Source organism: Streptomyces sp. BL1, from assembly GCF_057628045.1.
In genome coordinates this window covers 6930708-6954763 of record NZ_JBXYWZ010000002.1, presented here as the reverse complement: position 1 = coordinate 6954763, position 24056 = coordinate 6930708, and the positions used below count along the sequence as shown (strand labels likewise).

Here is a 24056-nt window from a genome sequence, read left to right as displayed (position 1 = left end):
CCCATGACGACTTCTGTAACAGACGGGAGCGGTGCGCCCACCGTCAATGCCCAACTGGTCGCCCGTCTAGAACGGATCCCGATCACGCGCCGGTTGCTGCTCATCCGCATCATCATCGGCAGCGCCACCTTCTTCGACGCCTACACCGTGCTGGCCATCGCCTACGCCATGCCACAGCTGGTGGACGAGTGGCATCTCAGCGCCGGCCAGGTCGGCATGATTCTCTCCGCCGGATATGTCGGGCAACTGGTAGGCGCGCTCCTCTTCGGCGCGCTCGCAGAGAGAATCGGGCGTCTGCACACCCTGCTGATCACCATCGTGCTGTTCGTCGCGATGGACATAGCCTGCCTGTTCGCCTGGAGCGGCAGCTCAATGATGGTCTTCCGCTTCCTTCAGGGCGTGGGCACGGGCGGTGAAGTCCCGGTGGCCAGCGCGTACATCAACGAGTTCATCGGGGCCCGCAAGCGTGGCCGGTTCTTCCTGCTGTACGAGGTCATCTTCCCGGCAGGGCTGATGTTCGCGGGCATCGCCGGCTACTTCCTGGTGCCCGTCTTCGGCTGGCGCGCACTGTTTGTCCTCGGCATCATTCCCTGCCTGCTGCTGCTTCCGCTGCGATTCGCGATGCCGGAGTCCCCGCGCTGGCTAGCGGCTAAGGGGCGCTTCGAGCAGGCCGAAAAGGTCGTGGCCAAGCTGGAGAACGATGCGATCAAGCAGGGTCTGCCCCTGGAGGAGCCGGTTACGCGTCCGGTGAGCCCCAAGGCCACGTCGCGTTCCACAGTTCGGGAGCTGTTCCAGGGCATCTACCTCAAACGCACGCTGGTCATCTGGGCACTGTGGTTTACCGCCTATCTGATCAACAACGGCCTGATGACCTGGCTGCCCACCCTTTACAAGCAGGTCTTCGACGTCTCGCTGAAGACCAGCCTGGCCTTCGGCTGGATCACCTCCGCAGTAGGCGTGATCGCTTCGGTCATGTGCGCACTGTTGATCGACAGGGTCGGGCGCAAGCGGTGGTACGCGGCGGCGTTCCTGACAGCTGTCGTGCCACTGGTTGCCCTGACGGCGCTGGGGGCGACGGGCGCGGTACAGGTTCTGATCTTCGCCACGCTGGCCTACGCGATCATCCAGACCATCACGTTCTCGCTGTACCTCTACTCCTCCGAGCTGTATCCCACCCGTCTGCGAGCGCTGGGCACCGGCTTCGGCAGCGCCTGGCTGAGGGCAGGATCCTCCGTCGGGCCCATCCTGGTGGGAGCGGTCGTCTCCGGACTGGGCATCCGCTATGTCTTTACCGTTTTCGCAGCCGTCGCTCTCCTCGGAGCCCTGGTCACCACCGTCTTTGCCATTGAGACCAAGGGCCGTGTCCTGGAAGAGCTCTCCCCCTGAACAGCAGCTGCCGATTCCGCCCCTGCCCCATCCGGTGACCACCCCCTGCACCGGATGGACGGGTGATCAGTGGCCAGGGGCGGGATCACAGCGTGCAGCGGTGCCGGAACAGGTCCCGATGCAATCGATTCCGTCAGTGTTGCACAATGGGTGGCGTCCAGCAGTCAGCACAGGAGGAATGGGGGCGGGATCATGAGCGGGCCGGAGCGTAAACAATCCAGGCAAGCAGTATCCGCAGAAGGCGCACGACCGACCATCATGCACGTGGCTGAGGCCGCTGGCGTGAGCCGCTCGACCGTCTCTCGCGCTCTCAATCGCGAACACCGCTTCTACCGCAGCCCCTCGGCCGCGCGCATTCGCGAAGTCGCCGCCGAGGTCGGCTACGCGCCAAACCCCGTGGCAGCCAATCTCCGGCGCCAGCAGACCAACACCCTCGGCGTGCTGGTGCCCCGCCTGACCGACACGGTGATGGCGACCCTGTACGAGGAGATCGCCTCCGCAGCCCTGGCACGCGGCTACCACGCCCTGGTGGCCACCACCCACGACGACCCTGAACGCGAGTCCGAGCACGGACGGATGCTCCTGGAACGCCGCGTCGACGGCCTGATTCTCACCACGGCCCGCACCGACGGCGGCTTCTGCCAGGAGTTGGCGGACAAGAGCATCCCGCACGTATCAGCTCTGCGTACCTACGGAACCAGCGCGGCCGCTGTTGGCGACGACCGCCTGGGCGGCTACCTGGCCACCCGCCACCTCATCGATCTCGGACACCGGCGCATTGCCCTGGTCAGCGGCCCCACCTATGCTTCCAGCGCTCTGGGGCGCCGAGCCGGCTACGAAGACGCCCTCGCGGAAGCGGGAATTGCCCTCACCGAGGCCCTCGTGCTTCCTTCCACCTTCAGCATGGAAAGCGGCGAGGAGGCAGGTCAGCATCTGCTCTCCCTCGCCACTCGCCCCACGGCCGTCTTCGCCGTCAACGACAACACCGCCATCGGTCTACTCGCCGCCGCCCAGCGCGCCGGAATGCGCACACCCGAAGACCTGTCCGTGGTCGGTTACAACGACATTCCTCTTGCCGCCCGGCTGCCGCGCCCCCTTACCAGCGTGCGTGTCCCTTTCGACACGATCGCCGCGGCGGCTGTCGACCAGCTCATCGACCTCATCGCCGGGGCCCCCGGCCGCATCCGAACGTACGCCCCCACCCTCATCCCGCGCAGCACCACGGCACGGCTCGTCAGCTCATGACCCTTGCAGGCAGGCTCAGTTCGCGCGACCTGGCAGTGTTGCAGCCTCAGCCGCGCTTCCCCAACGCCTCGCGCCGGCGGATCGCGAAGGCGGCCATGGAGAACCATGGGCGCCTCAGGAAGCCGTACTCCCCAGCCGCCTCCTGGGGAGTGGCTAGGGAGTCCGAGCCCCGCCTGGGAGTCTTCCCCGCCGGGCCTGCCGTTGGCGGGCAGCAACGGCTCGACCTTCTCCCACTGCGCGCCCGTCAACTCATGCCGTCGCACCATGCAACACGCCTGCCCAGCCCCAGAATTGATCCACCCACCCCAGCAAGAGCCATCAGAAACGACCTAGGTGGGCCGTTGCCCACACCGAGGCGGAGGGCGAGCCCCACAGCGCAAAACGGCCCCAACTCCCCCCACCACCCTCACCGTTTGCGTGGTCGCGGGTGGGGGTGGGGGCGCAGGGGGCGCCCCGGGACACTACAGCGTGATTTTCGGGCCGTGCACAGCCAATGAGGGCCCAGCCCGAACATGACCGGGGGCGCGGCCCGTAAATCATGCGTCCCGGGGTCCCCCGGAGCCACCACCCCCACCCCCGCACACCGGCAAACCCGCACCCCACCCCGCCCCCCAACCCCCGCCTCACACCGCCGTCGCCGCCGCGGCATCAGAGCGCTCCGCGCTCGACGCGGACTCCTCCCGGCGCCCCGGGAGGAACGCCGCGACGGCGAGGGCGAAGAGGGCGGCAAGGGCACCGATGGCCAGGACGACGCGGAAGCCGTCCTGGGAGGGGACCGAAGCGGAGCCGAGGGTGACGGTCATGCCGGCGAGGACGACGCCCGCGACCGCGCTGGAGAGCGACGTACCGATGGACCGCATCAGGGTGTTGAGGCTGTTGGCCGCCCCGGTCTCGGACACGGGCACGGCCGCCATGACGAGCGCGGGCATGGCGCCGTACGCGAGGCCGACCCCCGCGCCGATGACGCTGGAGGCGATCATGAGCTCCCAGACGCTGGACATCATCACGAGGCTCATGCCGTACCCGGCGGCCACCACGACCGCGCCGGTCATCAAGGTCACCTTGGGTCCCATGGTCCGGGAGATCCTCGCGGACACCGGCGCCATCGCCATCATCACCAGGCCGTTGGGCGCCATCACGAGGCCCGCGGCGAGGATCGTCTGGCCGAGCCCGTAGCCGGTGGACTCGGGCAGTTGCAGCAGTTGCGGGACGACCAGGGACATCGCGAACATCGCGAAGCCGAACACGACGGAGGCGATGTTGGTGAGCAGCACCTGACGTCGCGCGGTGGTGCGCAGATCGACGAGCGGCTGCCGCGTACGGAGTTCCCACCGGCCCCACACCAGCAGCACGACGAGTGCCGCGCCGAGCAGGCCCAGGGTGAGGCCGCTGGTCCAACCCCAGTCCGCGCCGCGGGAGATGGCGAGCAGGAGGCACAGCAGCGCGGCCGACAGGCCCGCCGCGCCGAGGAGGTCGAAGCGCCCGCCGGTACGGACCTCGGACTCGGGGACCATGGCGAGCACGAGAACGGCGGCTGCCGCGCCGAGCCCGGCGGAGGCCCAGAACAGCATGTGCCAGTCGGCCTTGTCGGCGATGAACGCGGCCGCGGGGAGGCCGAGCGCGCCGCCGACGCCGAGCGAGGCGCTCATCAACGCGGTGGCGCCGCCCAGCCGTTCGGGCGGCAGTTCGTCGCGCATGATGCTGATGCCGAGCGGGATGACGCCGGCGGCCAGGCCCTGCAGGGCCCGTCCCACGATCATCGGCGCGAGGGTGTCGGACAGGGCGCAGAGGACGGATCCGGCCACCAGCATTGCGAGGCTGAAGAGCAGCATGCGCCGCTTGCCGTACATGTCGCCGAGCCTGCCAACGGTCGGCGTCGCGACCGCGGCGGCCAGCAGTGTGGCGGTGATCGCCCAGGCGGCGTCGCCGGCCGGGGCGTGGAGGAGCTCGGGCAGCTTGGGCACGAGCGGTATCACCAGGGTCTGCATGAGCGAGACCACGATCCCGCCGAAGGCCAGCACCGGGACGACGGCGCGCGATGCCGTCCGCGCGGTGGCGCCCTCGCCGGGCGGGGTGGTGGGTGCGGTCATGGGGAGAGGGCTCCTGTCGTCGGAGGACGCCGGCTGTCGCCTGAGGGCGTCGAGGCGACCCTGATTAAGTCAGTCGCTTGACTGAAGAGACTAGCGGCCGTTTAACTGATCGGAGTCCGGCAGCGGAGAAGGAGGCGTGTGCGGTGAGTCACACGGACCGGCAGTGCGAAACGGCGCGGTGGTGACCGTGGCCGGCGGAACGGCGCGGGCCGAACGGGCCGGCGCGACACGGGAGTCGATCCTGTCCGCGGCGGAGCGGCTGTTCGCCGAGCACGGTGTGGCGGCGGTCTCCAACCGTCAGGTGAGCGAGGCCGCGGGACAGGGCAACAACACCGCCGTCGCCTACCACTTCGGCTCCAAGGCCGACCTGGTCCGCGCGATCGTGCGCAAGCACCACGAGCAGATCGAGCAGGTGCGCGGCCGGATGGTGGACGACGCCGGCGAGTCCGCCGACGTACGCGACTGGGTGGCGTGTCTCGTGCATCCCACGGCGCGGCATCTCGCCGAACTCGGCGCACCCACCTGGTTCGGCCGCTTCTCCGCGCAGCTCAGCACCGACCCCGCGTACCGGGAGATCATGGCGGACGAGTCGCTGAACTCGCCGTCGCTGGTCCGGGCGCTCGACGGCCTCAACAGGTGCCTTCCCGACCTCCCGCCCCAAGTGCGGGTCGAACGGGGGGACATGGTGCGTCAGCTGATGGTGCACATGATCGCCGAGAGGGAACGCGCGCTCGCCGGGAACGACCCCACTCCGCGCGACACGTGGCAGCAGGCCGCGACCGGGCTGACCGACGCGATCGCCGGCCTGTGGTTCGCGCCCGTCACAGAGCGGCCCTGAGGGCCGGGCCCCGCTCATCGATCCCGAACCGTCCGTATGTGTAAGGAGAACGCACGATGAAGGTCGCCGTCGAAGAGGACAAATGCTGTGGCGCGGGAGCGTGCGTGATGGCCTCCCCCGAGGTGTTCGACCAGCGGGACGAGGACGGCATCGTCGTCCTGCTGGAGGCGCAGCCCTCCCCTGACCTGCACGGAACCGTCCGTGAAGCCGCCGACATGTGCCCCACCCGGGCGATCGGCCTGACGGAGGACTGACCCGGCAGCCGGGCACCTCCGCACTGAACTCCCCCTGCGCAACCACCCTTTGAGGTGCGTGCCGCCCCGCACCCGTGCGGCGGCATGCCCTCCCCCGGAGAAACACAAAGGAAGAGGGACACCCATGTCCTCCCCCCACATCTCGTCCGGACCGCCCGAGGACCCGGAGGACCTCGGGTTCGACCCCGAGGCGCTGCGGGCCCGCTACCGGGCCGAACGGGACCGCAGGATCCGGCCGGAGGGCAGGGAGCAGTACCAGTCCGTCACCGGCCGGTTCGGCTACTACGACGAGGACCCGTACGCGGAGGGCGAGTCCGCCCGGGAGCCGCTGCACGACCGGGTCGAAGTGGCCGTCGTCGGGGGCGGGTTCGGCGGGCTGCTCGCGGGGGCGCGGCTGCGGCAGGCGGGTGTGGAGTCGGTCCGGGTGATCGAGAAGGGCGGCGACTTCGGCGGCACGTGGTACTGGAACCGGTATCCCGGCATCCACTGCGACATCGAGTCGTACATCTACATGCCGCTGCTCGAAGAGGTCGGCTACGTCCCCGAGTGGAAGTACGCGCCGGGCGAGGAGATCCGGCAGCACGCGCAGGCGATAGGCCGGACGTTCGGCCTGTACGGGGACGCCGTGTTCCGTACGCAGGTGACGGGGCTGCGCTGGGACGACGGCGCGGACGAGTGGCTGGTGAGCACCGACCGGGGCGACCGGATACGGGCGCGGTACGTGGTGACGGCCAGCGGCACGCTGAGCGAGGCGAAGCTGCCGGGCATCCCGGGCATCGAGAGCTTCCGGGGGCACACGTTCCACACCAGCCGCTGGGACTACGCGTACACCGGCGGCGACGCGGACGGCGGCCTCGACCGACTCGCGGACAAGCGCGTCGCGTTGATCGGTACGGGCGCGACGGCCATCCAGTGCGTACCGCATCTGGGGGCCGACGCACAGGAGCTGTACGTGTTCCAGCGCACGCCCTCCTCGGTGGACGTACGCGGCAACCGGCCCACGGACCCCGGCTGGGCCGCCTCGCTCTCCCCCGGCTGGACGCGGCGCCGCCGGGACAACTTCCTCGCGCTCGTCACCGGCGGGCAGGTGGACGAGGATCTGGTCGACGACGGCTGGACCAGCAGCGCACGGCTCCAGCAGAAGCTGATCCCGAGCGACAGTTACCGGGACGTGCCGCCCGAGGAGCGCGAACGGGCCTACGAGATCGCCGACTTCCAGAAGATGAACGAGATCCGGGAGCGCGTCGAGGACATCGTCACGGACGCGGAGACGGCGGAGAAGCTCAAGCCCTGGTACCGCTACATGTGCAAGCGGCCCACGTTCAGCGACAGTTACCTCCAGACCTTCAACCGGCCGAACGTCACGCTCGTCGACACGGCCGACAGTCACGGCGTCGAACAGATCACGGAGAACGCCGTCGTGGCGGGCGGCGTGGCGTACGAGGTCGACTGCATCATCTTCGGCACCGGCTTCGAGGTCGGCGTCTCCGGCATCACATCGGGCCGGCTGCCGGTGTACGGCCGCGGGGGCGTCTCCCTCACCGACACGTGGAAGCAGAGCGGGCCCCGTACGCTGCACGGCTTCTACAGCCACGGCTTCCCCAGCCTCTTCCAGCTCGGGCCGCTGCAGAACGCCGCGGCCGTCAACTTCGTGCACATCCTCGATGAGCAGGCGACCCACGTCGCCGAAGTGATCGCCGCGGCGCGGGCGAAGGAGGCCCGGTACGTGGAGCCCGCGCTGGAGGCCGAGGCGGCGTGGGTCGCGACGATCCGCGAGAAGGCCCCCGACCTGCACGCGTTCCAGGCCGAGTGCACGCCCGGCTACTACAACAACGAGGGCATGCCCCGGAAGCGCAGCGAGTCGTTCGGTGACGGGCCCGTCGCCTTCCACGCCCTGCTCCGCGACTGGCGCGAACAGGGCGGCATGGACGAGGTCCTGGTCACCGACGGACAGGGCGGAGCGTGACCATGACGGAGCAGCACAGCCGGTACGGCGGGCCCTCGTACGGGCCGACGGCGCACTCCCGTTGGGAGGCGAGCAGGCTCAACTCTCCCAATCCGCTGTGGGGTTCGAACGGCGTGTCCTTCGGGCCGGACGGGCGGCTGTACGTCGCCCAGTTCCTCGCGGGCCGGATCAGCGCCGTGGACACCGCCAGCGGCGACATCGAGACGGTCGTGCCGATGGACGGCCCCGTACAGTCCCCGGACGACCTCGCCTTCGGTGCCGACGGCTCCATGTACATCGCCGACCTCGTACCGGGGCTGGTGTGGCGGCGCAGTCCGCAGGGCGAGTACACCGTCGTCTCCGACGAGGTGAAGGTGCCCAACGGCATCACCTGCGTGGGCAATCGGCTGTTCGTCAACGAGATGCGGCCGGGCGGCCGGCTGCTGGAGCTGTATCCCGACGGCAGCGGCCCCCGTGTGCTCACCGACGGGCTGGCGCTGGGCAACGCGATGCAGCTCGGCCCCGACGGGCACCTGTACTACCCGCACATGATGACGGGTCAGGTATGGCGCATCGCCCCCGACGGCGGGGCGCCCGAACTCGTCGCGGAGGACGTGCACGAACCGGTCGCTGTGCGCTTCGACCGAGGCGGTGTCCTACAGGTGCTCTCGCGCGGCGAGGCCGGCATCGTCACCCGTATCGACCTGCACGGCAGCGGCTCCCGGACCCTCGTCACCAGCGGGCTCACCAGCCTGGACAACGCGGCGTTCGACGCGGAGAACAGGATGTTCGTCTCCAGCTTCGCCGACGGCGGTGTCACCGAACTGCACCCCGACGGCCGCACCCGCGACATCGTGCCGCGCGGCCTCGGCGGCCCGTACGGGGTGACCGTCGACCTGGCGGGCACGGTGTACGCGGCCGACCACTACCGCGTGGCGGGGCCGGCGCCCCGTACGGCGGACGGTCCCGCTGAAATGACCACCCACCTGCTGCGGCCGTTCGCCCACGGCATCGCCGCCGACGGTCAACTGCTGCATCTCACCTCGCAGTACGGCGAGGTGCGGACGTACGACCCCACGGACGGGACCACCCGCGTACGGGCGAGCGGTCTGCGCGAGCCCACCGGCCTCGCCACCGGCCCGGACGGCACGCTCGTCGTCGCCGAGGCGGGCGCAGGACGGGTGCTGGCACTCGACGCGGACGACACCGTCACCGTGCTCGCCGAAGGACTCGACCACCCCGTGGACGTGGCCCACGACGCCGACGGGCGCTGCTATGTGAGTGACGATCAGCTCGGGGCGCTGCTCAGGATCGACGAGGGGAAGGCCGTCACCGTCGCCGAAGGACTCGACGCGCCGCAGGGTCTGACAGTGCTCGGCGACGAAATCTTCACGGTGGAGACGAGTGCGCGGCGCCTGCGGGCCGTCTCCCTCACCACGGGCGAGCACAGAATCGACGCCGAGGACCTGGCGGTCGGCCTCCCGCCGGGGACCGCCGCCCGTACGCGCCCGGCGCTGTTCACCAACGGCATGCCGGGCGTGGCGAGTTCCTTCGCCGGCCTCACTGCGACCCCCGACGGCTCCCTACTCCTGTCGGCCAACGGCGAGGGAACGGTGCTGCGCCTGACGCCCCGGCGGTGAACTGCCCGGCTGTGAACTCCCCGGCTCACAGCGGGTGGCCGGTGTCCGCTGCGGGGAAGCCGGGGCCCGGGACGGTCCTCGGGCCGGGGACCGGTTCGGGGCCCGAACCGGGTTTCGAGGCGGGCCCCGGTGCCGGGGCGTTCACAGCTCCACCCCGGCCGCGTCGAGGAACGTGCTGAACCGGTCGCCGGTCTCGGCCGCTTCGGCCCAGGGCGAGGACGCGGCGACGACGCCGGCCCCCGCGTACAGCCGCAGGTCGCGTTCGCCCGCGTCGGCGCAGCGGTCGGCGACCACCCACTCGCCGTTGCCCTCGATGTCGCCCCAGCCGACGAAGCCGGTGAACAACCCCCGGTCGAACGGCTCCAGTTCGTGGATGAGGGCACGCGCGTCGGGGGTGGGCGTGCCGCAGACGGCGGGCGTCGGGTGCAGGGCCATGGCGAGTTCGAGCGCGGACGCGGCCGGCTCGGCGAGGTCGCCCGTGACGGTGGTCGACAGATGCCACATCGTCGACGTACGGACCAGGGTGGGCTCGGCGGGCACGTCGAGAGTCGTACAGAACGGTTCCAGGTTCCTGCGCACGGCGTGGACGACGAGGGCGTGTTCGTGCCGGGCCCTGGCCGACTCCAGCAGCCCGGCCGCACGCCGCGCATCCTCGCCGAGGTCGTCTCCGCGCGGTACGGAGCCGGCGAGCGGGTTCGCCACGAGCTGTCCACCGCTGCGGGCGACGAGGAGTTCGGGGCCGGCGCCGAACAGCGTCCGGCCGGGGGCCGAGGGGACGGCGAAGGTGTAGCCGTCGGGGTCGCGGCGGGCGAGCCGCTGGAGCAGCGCCGGCACGTCGACCGGGTTCTCCTGGGCGATCTCCAGGGTGCGGGCCAGTACGGCCTTGCTGAGCTCCCCGGCCCGCATGCGCTTGACAGCGGTGAGGACCGCATCCCGGTACTCGGAGGTCTCCGGCACCTCGCGGATGCGGGTCCCCCCGGTGGCGGGGCCCGGCACGGGCAGCACCGTCAGCGGGTCCTGCGCGAGCGGGGGCGCCGTCGCCACACTCTCCGGCACGGCGAGCGCCGCGGGTGCGGTGCTGTCGAAGGGAACGGCACCGATGACCATCGGATGTTCCTGACGTCCGGTCTCCCGCTGCTCGCACAGCGTGGCCTCGACCCTGTCCGCCAACGGGCGTGCGCCGTGCGGCACTCGGGCCGCGGTGCCGGTGGTCAGGAGGGTACGGGTCGGCCCGGCGAAGAACCGCGCGTGATCCCCGGGGACGTACGAGCCGAGCAGATCGGTCGCGGCACCCGCGTCCCGGTCCGGGTCGGGCAGGCGTGCGATACCGCCTGCGAGTTCGGTTGACTGTGTGGGCAACACGCACACCTCTCCCCAGGGAGATACAAACAATTAGGTAAGCCTTACCTTACCCGACTGTGTGTGGCTGCTTTCCCGGAGGCGCCGGAGGCGGCCCACGCAGCGATTTACCTGCCCAGTACGGGATTTCACGGCCCGCCGAGGGAGACAGGCCGGCAGCCGGCGGCGTCCGGCCCCGCCGCGGCGAGCCCTGACGTGACCCGGGTGGCGACCGTACGGGTGTGGTGGCGCGCCGATCCGGATCCGGCTCCATGCCGGATCCGCATGGAATCGCGCGTACCCGTATTGGACCGCATGACGAGCAGGGAGTGAAGCTGTCGCCGACACCATGGCCATGCCCCGGGAGGGGCCCGGTCACCTCTCCCCCGGTGCGCCCTGCGCGCCGGGGACGACCAGGAGGTTCGGCCCATGCAGCACGCCCGCGCCCGGCGCGCCGTCATCGGCGCGCTCACCGCGTTCACCCTCGTCCCGCTCGCGGCCTGCGGCCAGAGCGCGCCCCCGGCCGCGGAGACCCCGTCCGCCACGAAGACGACCGCCGGAGCGGCGAAGGGCGAACCGGCGAAGCAGCCCACCGCCCAATTCACGGCGCTGGAGCGGAAGTTCGACGCGCGGCTGGGCGTCTACGCCGTCGACACCGGTACCGGCCACGAAGTGACCCACAACGACAACGGACGGTTCGCGTACAACTCCACATTCAAGGCTCTCGCCGCAGGAGAGATCCTGCGGAAGTTCTCCCTGCGCGGGATGGACCGGAAGATCGAGTACCCCAAGGACGACCTGGTCGCCAACTCGCCCGTCACCGAGAAGCACGTGGCGACCGGCATGACCCTGCGCGACCTGTGCGACGCCGCCGTCCGCTACAGCGACAACACCGCCGCCAACCTGCTCTTCGACCAACTCGGCGGCCCCGAAGGCCTCGACGCGGCGCTGAAACGGATCGGCGACGACGTCACACAGATGAACCGCATCGAGCCGGAACTGAGCCGCTGGACCCCGGGCGAAACCCGCGACACGACCACACCCCGCGTGATGACGAAGGACCTGCGCGCGTACGTCCTCGGCGACGTCCTCCACAAGGCCGAACGTACGCAGCTCACGAAGTGGCTCCGCACCAACACCACGGGAGACGGACTCATCAGGGCGGGCGTGCCGAAGAGTTGGAAGGTCGGCGACAAGACGGGGTCGGGCAGCTACCACGGCGCGCGCAACGACATCGCCGTGCTGTGGCGCCCCGGCGGGGCACCCGTCGTCATGGCCGTCATGTCCAACCGCCCCGCGAAGAACGCCGAGTTCGACAACAAGCTGATCGCGGAAGCGGCGTCCGTGGTCGCCGGCTCGCTGAAGTGATCGGTCGACCCGGGGCCGGCACGTGGCACGACATGCCCGCCATCCCGGCGTACGGGGTGGCGGGCATGGCCGATGGAGCGGTGCAGACGGCCGCGTCAGGCGTCCTTGATCGCGGAGATGTCGAAGGTGAGCTTGATCTTGTCGGAGATGAGGACGCCGCCGGTCTCCAGCGTGGCGTTCCAGGTGAGGCCGAAGTCGGAGCGCAGGATCTCGGCCTTGCCCTCGAAGCCGACACGCTCGTTGCCGAACGGGTCCTTCGCGACGCCGTTGAACTCCAGGTCGATGGTGACCGGGCGGGTGGTGCCCATGATCGTCAGGTCGCCCGTGATGCGGTAGTCGTCCCCGCCCAGGGCCTCGGCGGCGGTCGAGCGGAACGTCATCGTCGGGTACGTCTCGACGTCGAAGAAGTCGGCGCTCTTGATGTGCCCGTCCCGGTCGGCCGAGTTGGTGTCGACGCTGTCCATCCGTACGTCGAGGGCAGCGGTGGAACGCGCCGGGTCGGCGCCGTCGAGATGCAGCGAGCCGGAGAAGTCGAGGAAGGCGCCCTTGACGTTCGTGACCATCGCGTGCCGCGCCACGAAGCCGAGCGCGGAGTGCGAGGGGTCGACGGTGTAGTCGCCGGTGAGCGCGGCGAGCTCGGGGTTCGCGGCAGCCGGAGCGGCCGAGGGGGCGGGAGCGGAGGCGGTGGCGGTGGCGGTGGCGGTGTTCTTGCGGCCGAAGAGACCCATGACTGACTCCTTGGGGACGTGGATGCGGCCCGACGCCGATCCTTGTTGAACGTTAAACAACATAGCCCACGAGATATTCCCCCGCATCCTGACTGCTCCGAAAGGCCCGCGCCGCGAGCCTCCGCATGCCCTCCCACCAGGCGGAAGGCACTCGGAGGGCACGCAGCACTGCCGCTAAGCGGAGACCTCCAGGCACTTCCCCGACCGGGTCGACGCGGCCAGCGAGAGCTCCGGCCAGTGGGCGGTGTCGCGGCGCAGTTGCCGGTCGTGGGAGGCGATCACGATCGCCGCCGGGGTCGCCTCCAGCGCCTCGGTGAGTTCGTCGACCAGGGCGATGGAGAGGTGGTTGGTCGGCTCGTCGAGCAGCAGAACGTGCGGACGGGAAGCCAGCGCCAACGCCAGGTCGAGCCGCCGCTGCTGTCCGAGGGACAGCTGCCGCACGGGCTTGTCCAGATCGTGCCGGGGCAGCAGCCCCAGTCCGCCCAGCCCCACGACCTTGTTCTCGTCGAGCCGCCCCGCGGTGACGAGCGCCGCCAGGTGCTCCTCGTACACCTCCCGCGCCCGGCCGCGCGCGGAGTGCGCCGACTCCTGACTCAGCAACGCGACCCGCGCGTGGCGCGCGTGACGCACGCGCCCCGTGTCGGCTTCCAGCTGCCCGGCCAGCACGGCGAGCAATGTGGTCTTGCCGGCCCCGTTCGGCCCGGTGACCACGAGACGCGACCCGGACTGCAGCGTCACGTCCGCGGGTTGGTGCAGGCGCCCACCGACCGCGACACCCTCGGCCCGTACGAGAGTGACCCCCGTACGCGCGGGCAGCTCGGGCGCGCCCAGACTCAACGGCGGCTCGGGCAGCGCCACTTCGTGCCGGGCCAGGTCCCCCCTCCGCCGGTGCACCGAGCGCACCAACCCCGGTGCGCGGGTGGCCCGTTGATGCTTCCCGGTGCCCTTGTCGGGCCGCCAGCCGGTGACCAACCGGCTCTGGGCCGCGGCGAGTTCACCCTCCAGCCGGGTGTGTTCGGCCTGCTGACGCTCGTACTCCTCCTCCCAGCGCTGCCGACTTGCGCGACGACCGGCGACGTACCCGTCGTAGCCGTCCCCGTACACCGCCGGACGGCCGTCCCGGCTCGGATCGAGGTCGAGGACCGTGGTGGCGACGTCCCGCAGTAGCGCCCGGTCGTGGCTGACCACCACCACTCCCCCGTCCCACTCCCGCAGCCGGCGGGTCAGATAGTCCAGGCCCGCCCGGTCGAGATGGTTGGTCGGCTCGTCCAGCAGCAGAAAGTCGTACGCCGCACCGAGCAGACACGCCAGCCGCGCCCGGTAACGCTGCCCGACCGACATCCGCGCCAGCGGCCGCGACCGGTCGCCCACCGCACCGAGCGCTTCGAGCGCGACATCGACACGCCGGTCCGCGTCCCACGCCTCCAACGCCTCGGCGGCTTCGAGCGCCGCCTGGTACGTCTCAGCCGCGCCGTCCCGCTCCTCAGCGAGCGCCTCCGCGCCGGCATCGAGTGCGGCCAACACGGCGCGCGCGTCGGCGAGTTGGGCATCGACGACGTCGCCGACCGTACGTCCGTCGTCGGCCGCCATCTCCTGTTCCGCGACCCCCAGCGTCCCGACCCGCTGCACGGATCCGGCATCGGGAGTCAGCGCCCCGGCGAGGGTGTGCAACAGCGTGGACTTCCCACGCCCGTTCTCCCCGACCACGCCCCAACGCGAGCCGGGCCCAACGGTCATGTCGACACCGGCGAGGACCGGCCGACCGCCACGGGCGAGGTGGACATCGGTGGCGATGAGCTGCGCACGGGCGCGCGCAGGCACAACAAGGCTGTTCATGACGCTCCAAACGGAGACGCTCAACCCGCACAAAGACGGGGAGCGATCTCTTCCTATAGGCGAGAGGACGGCCGAGAACCGGCCAATGAACACGACCCGCACCCCGCACCGCGGATACCTCACGCGGCACGGGCTACGGCAGTCGCCCTCACAGGAAGAAGTAGAAAGTCACGCGCAAACAGTAGCACGAGCCGAACCGCACCGTCTCGCCGCTCGCCCTCTCCCCCGGCGACACTCCTGCCGACCCGGCAGCCGGTGCGTCGTTCGGCGTCCTCGGGGGAATCTCTTGGTCGGGGGTGACGCGTCCGTGCTAAACCGGGCCGCCGGTTTCAGCTACCAGGAGGTCCCCATGCGCCGCCTTGCCGTCTTCCTCGCCTCGTCCGACGGGAACGATCCCGCGCACGCCGAACTGGCCGCGGCGGTGGGCACGGAGCTGGCCCGGCGCGGAATCGGCCTCGTCTACGGCGGCGGCCGCAAGGGGCTGATGGGAGCCGTGGCGGACGGCGCACTCAACGCCGGCGGCGAGGTCATCGGCGTCATGCCGCGCGACATGGTCGAGCGGGAGTGGGCGCACAAGGGCGTGACGGAGCTGCTCCTGTGCGACTCGATGCACGAGCGCAAGGCGATGATGGCCGAGCGTGCCGACGCCTTCGTCGCCCTGCCCGGTGGCCTCGGGACACTGGAGGAGATCTTCGAGGTGTGGTCGTGGCGCCAACTCGGCTTCCACACCAAGCCCGTCGGCTTCCTCGACGCCGGCGCCTTCTGGACGCCCACGCTCAAAGCGCTGCGCGGCATCGCCGCCTCCGGCTTCCTCCCCGCCTCCACCCTCGACGACCTCGCCATCGCCCCCGAACTCCCCGCCCTCCTGGAAGCGTTGGAGGAGCGTCTGCGCCGCGCCCCACAGCCGGCCCACGGAGGCTGAAACCGGTATGCACACGGCGTTCCCTGCTCTCCCGGGATCCATCGCATCGACGCCAATCCGCGAGGGCGAAGGGCCAGAACACGACAGGGAGCCGTCAAGAAGTCCGATCAACATTGCCGTGGTGAGCGCCGGTTGTTATCGGATCGCGTCGGCCCCGGCCGGGTCGGGTACGGCTTGCGGGCCGTTCTGCCGGGACGGCCGGAGCAGCAGGCGGCAGAAGAGCATCGGGAAGATCGTCGGGGCGAGACTCATCGGCCAGATAAGCGCCGTCAGCTCCGCGTGCCCGATCAGCAGGATCGCGCACCCTGTCACAAGGACCGCGCACGCCAGCGCCAGGACCAGGCGGCTCGCGCCCGCGAGGGACGGACGACGCGTCTCCGTCCTGCCCGCGAAGGCGAGGGCGGCCCCGCAGAAGGAGAGCACCGCCAGGAGCGGGGAGCAGTACGTCATCGCCCGGAGCAACTCGGTCATCGGGCCGCCGCCCGTCTCACCCGACGTCAGCGCGAGGACAGTGAACCCGACGTGCTGCAGCACGCAGAAGAGCTCGAGGACGCCGCAGCCTGTCAGGAATCGTCTGACGGTGGCCTCGGTCAGGTGGGTCTTCCCTCTGGTGGTCATCTGCATACCGTGCCTTATCCGCCGGGGGCGACGCCTGGGTGTTCGGTGCTCGCAAGTCGGGCCCTCCGACGTCCTGTCGGGATCGTGGCCGTGTGACGGGGTCTCAACTGGTCGTCCTGCGGGGGCTTCCGCGGAAGGCGACGGAGCTTCAGGACGCGAAGGCCGTGGCGGCCGTGTCGGGCTGACGGCGACACCCGTCGCGACATGGCCTTTTCGTTGCCAACGCGTCTCTCCCGTGACAGGCGGGGAACGGTGCGGACGATCTTTGTCACCGTTCGGGAACAGGGGTGAACCGGTGTGCGAGGGGCTCCGTACAGTCCGGTGCGGCATGACGATCACCGCAGTGATTAGGAACGACGGAAGGAACCCCACATGTCTGGCGGCAACCTGAACATCAGCCCGGACGACATCCGGGACGCGGCGACCTGGCTGCAGAACCAGAAGGAGCAGATGCAGCACAGCCTGCAGGAGGCCAACACCAAGATGGACGAGGTCGTTTCGGCGGCCTACGCGACGCCGGGTTCCGAGACCAAGTTCCGCCCGTTCTGGGAGGAATACAAGAGCGGGACCCACGACGCGATCGAGGGCCTGCACGGCGTCAGCGAGTTCCTGAAGCAGGTCGCCGACGCGTTCGTCGACACCGACGACCAGACGTCCGGCTCCATCGGCTGACGTGTCCCGCACTGTCCGGCCCCGCCCTTTCCGTGAGGGCGGGGCCGGACGGCGGAGCAGGAGGAGGAGAGACCGATGGGTCGCATCAGCGTTCCCGTACAGGACCTCAAGGACACGGCCAACGAGCTCAAGCACGTCGGGACCCTGATCGAGGACACCGCACGGCTCGCCAAGGTCGGGGGCAAGGACATCGTGGGCGACGACGCTCTCGCCGACGCGATCGACGGCTTCGACAAGGCCTGGTACGCGGGCCACGAACGCGTCAAGGACAACGTGAAGAAATTCTCCGAGACCACGGACACGGTCGCCGAGAACTTCACGAAGACGGACGACGACAGCGCCAACGCGCTGGAGGACTCCGGCAAGGACGCCTGACAACAGGCGTCGTACAGAAGGGAAAATGCGTCATGACGCATCCGGTCACGGACGGGCCGCCGGCCTCGCCCGTGGGCTACACACTGCGGTTCCCCGGGTCCTGGTGGCACCTCGATCTCGACCCGAACACCCGGGACGCGTCGATCCGCCGCCGTATCGAACATCAGGTGAAGGGCACGGGCCTGCCCCGCGAGCAGGTGGACCGACTGATCCGCAGTACGCGCGAGACAGCCCGGGACGCTGGCGCGCAGGGGGCACTGCAGGCGGCCGGGATGGTCCGGATCCTCAGCGAGGACCTGGTGTTGAGCGCCACGTCGGTTCTGCTGCGGGTGTCCATCCCCGAGGATGAGTCGGAGGATCTCGCGGACCTCGTCGTCTCGGCCGGCGTGCAGATCGGAATGGACGCGGAGGGCACGGGACTGCCCCCGGGAGAGGTGGAGGTCCTGGACCTGCCCGAGGTCGGTCCGGTCGGCCGGATCACCCGGGTGCAGGACCTGGATCACCGCGGCACGTCCGTCCGGACGGCCATGCGGCACACCCTGATTCCCATGCCGCACAGCAGGACCTATCTGGTGCTCGCCAATTCCACGCCCAACATCGAGCACATGGAGCATTTCTTCGACGTCTTCGACGCGATCGCCGAGTCGTTCCGCTTTGAAGACACGTCAGGCCGGACCCGTCCCTCGACGGCGACCGGCGCGGACAACGCAGCCCCCGCGGGCGAACGAGACAACGGGAAGTGAGGTCGCGGCCATGGTGCGGCCAGCGGTGTCCGAATGGGAAGACATCTTCGGGTTCTCGGACGACCCGACTCCGGGCGACGCGGACACGCTTCAGCAGCTTGCGCGGAACTACCGCTCCGTGGCGAACGACGCGGAGTCGGCTCTCCCCACTGTCACGGGACTGGAGTCCAAGGAAGTGGGCGAGGGCAAATCCATGGAGGCGCTCCGGGAGAAGCTCGGTGATCTCGCCAAACAGGTACGCAAGCTGAACAGTTCGTACGATCAGGCGGCCGACGCCCTCGACGCGTATCAGGGGCATCTGCGCGACGCGCAGAAAGACGCGGACGACGCCCTCGAGAAGGGCAGGATCGCGAAGGCGAAGCTGGCGGACGCCACCGCCGCGGCCCTCACTGCCAGCATGGAGATCGGCACGCTGGACGGCGCCGACCCGCCCCCGCCGGACGACAAGGCGGCGCGGGACAGTGCGCGGAAGGCGATGGAGAAGGCGCAGGACGCCAAGTCCAGTGCGCAGACCAACGCCGACAATGCACAGGCGGATCTCGACGCGGCCCGGATGCTCGCCGAGGACGCGCGGGAGCTGCGCGAGACGAAGGCCGCCACCGCCGCACAGGCCCTGGACGACGCGAAGGGCGAGGCGGTCGAGGGCTACAGCACGCTGGAGAAGATCGGCAAGAAGCTGGGCTTCATACTCGGCATCATCAGCGGCATCCTGGGCATCATCGCCTTCTTCATCCCCGGGCTCCAGGGGCTGGGCCTCGTCCTGTCCGTCGGCAGCTTCCTGACCGGAGCGGCGGCCCTCGGTGTGAACGTGGCCTATATGTCGGAAACAGGGGAATGGGATATCGCCGATATCGTCCTCAGTTCCGCGGGACTTCTCCTCGGCGGGTTCGGGCTCTTGAAGGCCTTCGGCAAGGGCATGGGCGGGCTCATCAAGTCGGTGCCGAAGGATTTGAAGGACCTCGGCGGGACGATCAAGTCCCTTCCGAAGGACATCCGTCTGAATGTCCCCGACGCCATCAAGGGAGACATGTCCACCATCTGGCGGGGCATGAACAAAATTCCGGGTTTCAGCGCGCTTCCCGACACCCTCAGCGCGGCCGGAAAGAACCTCAATACCGCGTTCCAGACCTGGAAGAATCCATCGAACGTGCTGGCGTCCATGATCAACCAATTCAAGGCAGTCAACACCATCAAACTGGGCGCCCCCGGAGCGAACGTCCGGGCGTGGTTCAACAACCCGGCCTTCGACGTGGTCGACCGGTATCTGGCGTTCCCGATCGGCCTGGCCGGGTTCGGCTACGGCATCAGCGGCTACGTCAGCGACTAGTCAGTCGGGCAGCGACTTCCCGCTCCTCCCCATGAGGACGAGGGCCGCACACAAGAGGGCTCCCGCCGAACGCATCGGCGGGAGCCCTCTGTTGTACGGGTCGGGGTCAGGCCCTCACGCGGGGGCGCCCGGCTCCGCGATGACCGTTTCCGGGACCTGGACGGTGCGCAGGACGCCGTCGGCCACGTGCAGGATCGCGCGGCCCGTACGGTCGCCGCCGAGGCGGCTGCGGGGGACCTTGACGCCGATGAGTTCGCCGTCGCTCATGTTCTGCGGCTTCAGCAGCAGACCGCAGCGGTTGCGGCGTGCCTCGGTGTGCCAGCCGGAGTAGCCGGAGGAGAGGCGGTCGGTCTGGCCGGCGATGACCAGGCCCCGGCCGTTCTGCGCACCGGTCTTGGCGATCTCCGTGAGGACGGGCTCGGCACGGGACTTGAGCAGCAGGTCCGCGTCGTCGAGGAGGACGACCGCACCCTCGGGCGCCTTGCCCAGCGCGTCCTCCAGGGCGTCGGGGGCGATGTCCGGCTCGTCGAACACGGCGAGCACGCCCGGCTGTCCGGCGAGGGCGCGCAGCGGCGAGCGGGCCGGGGCGCCGATGACGACCGGCGTGCCGGCCGACAGCAGCGACAGCGCCAGTGTCGAGAGGACGGTGCTGCGTCCCGAACGGGCGGGCCCGGCGACCATGAAGGTCGACGTGGCCGCGAAGTCCGGCCCGTACGCGGTGAGTTCGTCGCCGCCGACACCGGCCGGCGCCCACAGGGCGTGGGGGCGCGGCTGCGGCGCGTACTGCCAGGCCTCCTCGAAGGAGAGCCGGTCCGGCAGGGTGTCCACGCGGAACGGCCGTGGATACTCCGGCAGTCGGGCCACGCCTTCCCGGCACGCGGCGGCGATCTCCTGCAGGGCCGCGGCCTGCGCCTGGCCCTCGGGGTCCGGCGCGAGGAGAGCGATCTGCACCTCGGCCTTGTCGGCGGCGCGCAGTGCCCGGCCCGGGGGGATGTCGTCGGGCACGGCACGCTGCGTCACGCCGATCATCCCGTACTCGGACTTCTCGTTGAGCTTCAGTACGAGCTTGTCCTCGGTGGAGCTGTTGACCCGGCTGGAGAAGAGCGCGCGGTCGCCGCTCATCACCAGGTGGATGCCGGCGCTCGCACCGTCCCGGAGCAGGGCCAGCACGCCGTTCAGCAGATTGCCCGCGTCGTACTCGCCGAGGGTCTTGTCGAAGACCTCCCAGCGGTCGAGGAACACCACGATGTGCGGCGGCCGTTCCTCGGCCGGCAGGGCGCGGCGCAGCTCGGGCAGGTCGGCGCTGCCGCGTGCGGCGAGCAGCTCCTGGCGCCTGCCGAGTTCCTTCGTGAGCCGGGCCAGCAGCCGGGCGATGCGGTCGGGCTGGGTGCGCTGGGTGACGGCGCCGGTGTGCGGCATGCCCTCCAGGGCGAGCAGCGCGCCGTTGCCGCAGTCGATGCCGTACATGTGCAGCTGCGCCGGCGTGTAGGCGCGGGCCATGGTGCCGGCGATGGTGCGCAGCGTCTGCGACCTGCCCTGCCGGGGCGAGCCGATGAGGTGCAGGTGCCCGAGGGTCGCCGGGTCGATGGTGAGCGCGCGGCGTGCCTGCTCCGCGGGGAGGTCGACGACGCCGTACGCGACGGGCGCGAGGTCGTAGCCGTCGGAGGGCGGGGGTGCGGGCAGGTCGCCGAGCACCATCTTCTCCGGCAGCGGGGGCAGCCAGGGGCTGTGCTGCCGGGGGATGTTCATCTCGCGGTCCGCGCCGCGGATCGCCTCGACGAGGCCGGTGAGGTCGGTCTCGACCTCACCGCGGCCCTGGTCCGCGCCGCGGGGGCGCGGCGGGAGCGGTTCGCCGAGCCGGTCCCAGCCGACGGCGACGGCCCAGGGCTCGGGGAGCGTGGAGGCGGAGGCGCCGGGCCGGCGTCCGCCGACCCGCCCGGACTGGAACGGTACGAGCGAGGTCTGCCCGAGCCGTACGTACGCGCGGCCGGGGGTGCCCTGCGAAATCCCGGCGGCCTCCGGCGAGTTGAGCACGTCCTGGCTCTCGCCGGAGTCCGTCACGCGCAGCGCGATGCGCAGGTTGGTGTTGGCGCGGATCTCGGAGGAGACGACGCCGCTGGGGCGCTGTGTGGCGAGGATCAGGTGGATGCCGAGGCTGCGGCCCCGCTGTGCGATGTTGACGAGGCCCTTCACGAAGTCGGGCAGGTCGCGCACCATCGAGGCGAACTCGTCGATGACGATGAGGAGTCGGGGCATCGGCGGGCGGCCCGCCGGCTCCCGCTCCAGCAACTCCACATAGTCCTCGATGTCCTTGGCGCCGGCCGCGGCGAGGATGTGCTCGCGGCGGGTGAGTTCCGCCGTCAGCGACACCAGGGCGCGCTCGACGAGGTGCGCGTCGAGGTCGGTCACCATGCCGACGGTGTGCGGCAGATGCTCGCAGTCCTTGAAGGCGGAGCCGCCCTTGTAGTCCACGAGGACGAAGGTCATGGCGTCCGGCCGGTTGGCGACGGCGAGCGAGGCCACGAGGGTCTGGAGCAGTTCGGACTTGCCGGATCCCGTGGTGCCGGCGACCAGTCCGTGCGGGCCGTCGCGCCGCAGGTCGAGGTAGAACGGGCCGTCGAGGGAGACGCCCACGGCGGCGCGGGTCGAGCGGCCGCCGGCCATCCAGCGGGTGCGTACGTCGGAGGGCTGCGGCGGGTCCATGGCGAGGACGTCCAACAGCCGTGAGGAGGACGGCAGTACGGCGTTCTGTCCGTCCTGGCCGCCCGGGTCGCGCAGCGGTCCCATCGCGCGGGACAGCGAGCGGCACCAGTCGAGGGAGACCGCGTCGGGCCGGATGCCGCGTACGGTGCCGAATCCGGAGCGTCCCACCCGCAGGGTGCCGCCGGGCTCTTCGGCGACGACGGCCAGGCACTCCTCGGGCAGCAGCCGTTCGTCCTCGTCCAGGCAGATGGCGCGGACGCCGACGGCGGGACCGTCGCGCAGGATCTGCACCACGCCGGGGAGGGAGCGCAGGCGCCGGGCGCCGTCGAGGACCACGAGTACGTCGGGTCCCGCGGGCCGCTTGCGCTGTTCCGCCAGTTCGGCGCGTTCCGCGATGAGCGACAGGATTTCCGCGACGCGGCGGGCCGCGGTCTCCGTACCGATGCCGACGTGTGCCGGGGTGTCGCCGGTCTTCCTCCGTACGTGCGGCAGCCACCGCACCCACGACCAGCTGTCCTGCTCGGCGCCGCCGGCCGTGAGCAGGTGGATCTGGAGGTCCCGGGGGCTGTGCAGGACGGCGGCCTGGGCAACTGCCCAGCGGGCCACGGCCCGTGCGGCGGGCCCCTCGCCGGCGATGCCCAGCACGTGGTGCTTGCGCAGCGGCACGGTCACGGGGACGTCCAGCGCGGTCCAGGGGTCCTGCTGCCGGTGCTCGTCCTTGGTGGGGTCACGGAGTACGACGTCGGAGTCCTGGTCGGCGGTCCCGACGCGCAGTTCGAGGAAGTCGCCGTCCGAGGTGCGGCGCTCCCAGAGGCGGCGGCGCGGGCCGACGGCGATGAGTACGACCTCGGCCGGGTCGGGGAACCCGCTGCGCCGCGCGGACCGTTCGGCCTCCAGCGCGGCCTGCGCGTCGCCCTCGATGCGCTCCTTCTTCTCCTCGTGCGCGGCGACCGCCTCGGCGTGCGACTGGCGTCCGCCGCGGCGGTTCGTCAGGAAGTTGCCGATGACGGCCACCGGGGAGAGCAGCCCGAACAGCAGCATCTGCCAGCGTTGCCACAGCAGCGCGCCGGCAATCGCCATCACCAGCGGGACGATCGCCGCGATCCACGGCAGCGGCCGGGGCCTCGGCGCCTCGGGCGGTGCGGGGAGGGTGAAGCGGGTGGCGCGCTCGGCGGGCTGGAGCCGCGGGGGACGGTTGTAGTCCCAGCCGGTGCCGTCCTCGGAGGGCTGTACGGCGGCGTCCGGCTGCTGGGGCGGGGAGAGTTGGAGCAGGCACTCGCCGACGAGGAGCTGTGCCCCGGCCGGCCACGCGGTGTCCTCCTCGATCTCCTCCCGGTCCAGCTGCGGTGTGAGGCCGCCGGTCCGGGAGGCGTCGGGTACGACGTGGCACCGCCCGGCGGGCCCGACCCGCAGGATGGCGCTGGGCTGGTCGGGCAGGGTACTGAGCACCTGCGGGGTGCCGTCACGGCCGAGGCCGATCCGGTACTCACCCATGTCGAGCCGGTGCACGGCGCCGGCCCCCGGCCCACCCACCGCGCGGATCTCCACCAGGCCGGACGGCTCGGTGGACGAGTCGCCGGCCGGGCGGCCGAGGCCCACGACGGAGGCGTTGTGCAGCGGCGAGTCCCGCAGCGTCATGTCCGCGGGCAACAGCCGGTCCCCTGCGTACAGTCCGGATCCCTCCGGGGGCAGCGGGACACCGCCCGCCCGGGCCAGCGATGCCGCTACGGCACCCACGGGAGTGCCGGGGTCGGCATCGAGGTGGACGTCGAACGCGTCACCGCCTCCCTCGACCACGGTCAACATCAACGACACAGAACGTCCTCCAGCCGGGCGTGAATTGGGGGGCCACGGGAGCTCTTCCGCCACTCCCGGCCACTGCTGGGAGCTACGGGCCCCGGCCACGGATGGTTCACACAAAACACAGGTGAACCATCCGGGCTGCCGGTCCGTAGACGTCGTCGGGTGCGAAGGCGCCGCGGTGTGCCGCGGTTCCCGTGCCCGTTTCCGAACTTCCCGGTCTCCGGT

Annotated in this window: 18 protein-coding genes; 12 read left to right on the top strand and 6 right to left on the bottom strand. The window is 70.6% G+C overall.

Features of this window, described 5'->3' with window-relative positions; translation table 11 throughout:
• Positions 1-3 precede the first annotated feature (3 nt).
• Both AC3AGO_RS30465 and AC3AGO_RS30460 read left to right on the top strand, forming a co-directional pair.
• Positions 4-1386, top strand: coding sequence for an MFS transporter (locus tag AC3AGO_RS30465; RefSeq protein ID WP_487823480.1), 1383 nt, complete (start codon positions 4-6; stop codon positions 1384-1386).
• Between the two features lie 258 nt (positions 1387-1644).
• Entirely contained in the window at positions 1645-2631 is a 987-nt protein-coding gene (locus tag AC3AGO_RS30460) for a LacI family DNA-binding transcriptional regulator (protein WP_487824873.1), read from the top strand.
• A 623-nt stretch (positions 2632-3254) separates the two neighbouring features.
• On the opposite strand, the gene AC3AGO_RS30455 is transcribed toward AC3AGO_RS30460, so the two are convergent.
• A complete protein-coding gene (locus AC3AGO_RS30455; protein ID WP_487823479.1) occupies positions 3255-4721 on the bottom strand; it encodes an MFS transporter in 1467 nt (488 codons plus the stop codon).
• Positions 4722-4884: 163 nt separating this feature from the next.
• On the opposite strand from AC3AGO_RS30455, the gene AC3AGO_RS30450 reads away from it, so the two are divergent.
• The 4 genes from AC3AGO_RS30450 (at position 4885) to AC3AGO_RS30435 (ending at position 9398) form a co-directional block, all read left to right on the top strand.
• Complete coding sequence (locus tag AC3AGO_RS30450; protein WP_487823478.1) at positions 4885-5559, top strand: TetR/AcrR family transcriptional regulator; 675 nt, start codon at positions 4885-4887, stop codon at positions 5557-5559.
• Between the two features lie 56 nt (positions 5560-5615).
• Positions 5616-5813, top strand: coding sequence for a ferredoxin (locus AC3AGO_RS30445; protein ID WP_487823477.1), 198 nt, complete (start codon positions 5616-5618; stop codon positions 5811-5813).
• Positions 5814-5937: 124 nt separating this feature from the next.
• On the top strand, positions 5938-7779 hold the full coding sequence (locus AC3AGO_RS30440; protein WP_487823476.1) for a flavin-containing monooxygenase: 1842 nt from the start codon (positions 5938-5940) through the stop codon (positions 7777-7779).
• A 2-nt stretch (positions 7780-7781) separates the two neighbouring features.
• Positions 7782-9398, top strand: a complete 1617-nt coding sequence (locus tag AC3AGO_RS30435) for a hypothetical protein (RefSeq protein ID WP_487823475.1) — start codon at positions 7782-7784, stop codon at positions 9396-9398.
• Positions 9399-9539: 141 nt separating this feature from the next.
• Here AC3AGO_RS30435 and AC3AGO_RS30430 read toward each other — a convergent pair whose 3' ends face one another.
• Positions 9540-10724: an isochorismate synthase gene (locus tag AC3AGO_RS30430; RefSeq protein ID WP_487824872.1), complete on the bottom strand. Its 1185-nt coding sequence runs from the start codon at positions 10722-10724 to the stop codon at positions 9540-9542.
• Between the two features lie 441 nt (positions 10725-11165).
• Between AC3AGO_RS30430 and bla the strand changes: the two genes are divergently transcribed.
• Complete coding sequence (gene bla, locus AC3AGO_RS30425; protein ID WP_487823474.1) at positions 11166-12104, top strand: class A beta-lactamase; 939 nt, start codon at positions 11166-11168, stop codon at positions 12102-12104.
• A 95-nt stretch (positions 12105-12199) separates the two neighbouring features.
• Here the strand turns inward: bla and AC3AGO_RS30420 are convergent, their stop codons facing one another.
• Together AC3AGO_RS30420 and AC3AGO_RS30415 are read right to left on the bottom strand one after the other, a co-directional pair.
• The gene (locus AC3AGO_RS30420; protein WP_487823473.1) at positions 12200-12832 is read right to left on the bottom strand and encodes a YceI family protein; all 633 of its coding nucleotides are present in this window, start codon (positions 12830-12832) and stop codon (positions 12200-12202) included.
• 174 nt (positions 12833-13006) lie between these two features.
• Positions 13007-14668: an ABC-F family ATP-binding cassette domain-containing protein gene (locus tag AC3AGO_RS30415; RefSeq protein ID WP_487823472.1), complete on the bottom strand. Its 1662-nt coding sequence runs from the start codon at positions 14666-14668 to the stop codon at positions 13007-13009.
• A gap of 349 nt (positions 14669-15017) precedes the next feature.
• Between AC3AGO_RS30415 and AC3AGO_RS30410 the strand changes: the two genes are divergently transcribed.
• Entirely contained in the window at positions 15018-15590 is a 573-nt protein-coding gene (locus AC3AGO_RS30410; protein ID WP_487823471.1) for an LOG family protein, read from the top strand.
• A 135-nt stretch (positions 15591-15725) separates the two neighbouring features.
• Here the strand turns inward: AC3AGO_RS30410 and AC3AGO_RS30405 are convergent, their stop codons facing one another.
• Positions 15726-16208 carry a hypothetical protein gene (locus AC3AGO_RS30405; protein ID WP_487823470.1) on the bottom strand — a complete coding sequence of 161 codons (483 nt, stop codon included), beginning with the start codon at positions 16206-16208 and terminating at the stop codon, positions 15726-15728.
• 372 nt (positions 16209-16580) lie between these two features.
• Here AC3AGO_RS30405 and AC3AGO_RS30400 point away from each other — a divergent pair, with 372 nt between their 5' ends.
• From AC3AGO_RS30400 to AC3AGO_RS30385, 4 genes are all read left to right on the top strand, one after another.
• A complete protein-coding gene (locus AC3AGO_RS30400) occupies positions 16581-16880 on the top strand; it encodes a WXG100 family type VII secretion target (RefSeq protein WP_487823469.1) in 300 nt (99 codons plus the stop codon).
• A gap of 75 nt (positions 16881-16955) precedes the next feature.
• The gene (locus AC3AGO_RS30395; RefSeq protein WP_487823468.1) at positions 16956-17255 is read left to right on the top strand and encodes a DUF6317 family protein; all 300 of its coding nucleotides are present in this window, start codon (positions 16956-16958) and stop codon (positions 17253-17255) included.
• Between the two features lie 32 nt (positions 17256-17287).
• Positions 17288-17998: a hypothetical protein gene (locus AC3AGO_RS30390; protein WP_487823467.1), complete on the top strand. Its 711-nt coding sequence runs from the start codon at positions 17288-17290 to the stop codon at positions 17996-17998.
• A 25-nt stretch (positions 17999-18023) separates the two neighbouring features.
• Entirely contained in the window at positions 18024-19325 is a 1302-nt protein-coding gene (locus AC3AGO_RS30385) for a putative T7SS-secreted protein (protein WP_487823466.1), read from the top strand.
• Positions 19326-19439: 114 nt separating this feature from the next.
• Here the strand turns inward: AC3AGO_RS30385 and AC3AGO_RS30380 are convergent, their stop codons facing one another.
• Positions 19440-23834 carry an FtsK/SpoIIIE domain-containing protein gene (locus AC3AGO_RS30380; RefSeq protein ID WP_487824871.1) on the bottom strand — a complete coding sequence of 1465 codons (4395 nt, stop codon included), beginning with the start codon at positions 23832-23834 and terminating at the stop codon, positions 19440-19442.
• Positions 23835-24056 lie beyond the last annotated feature (222 nt).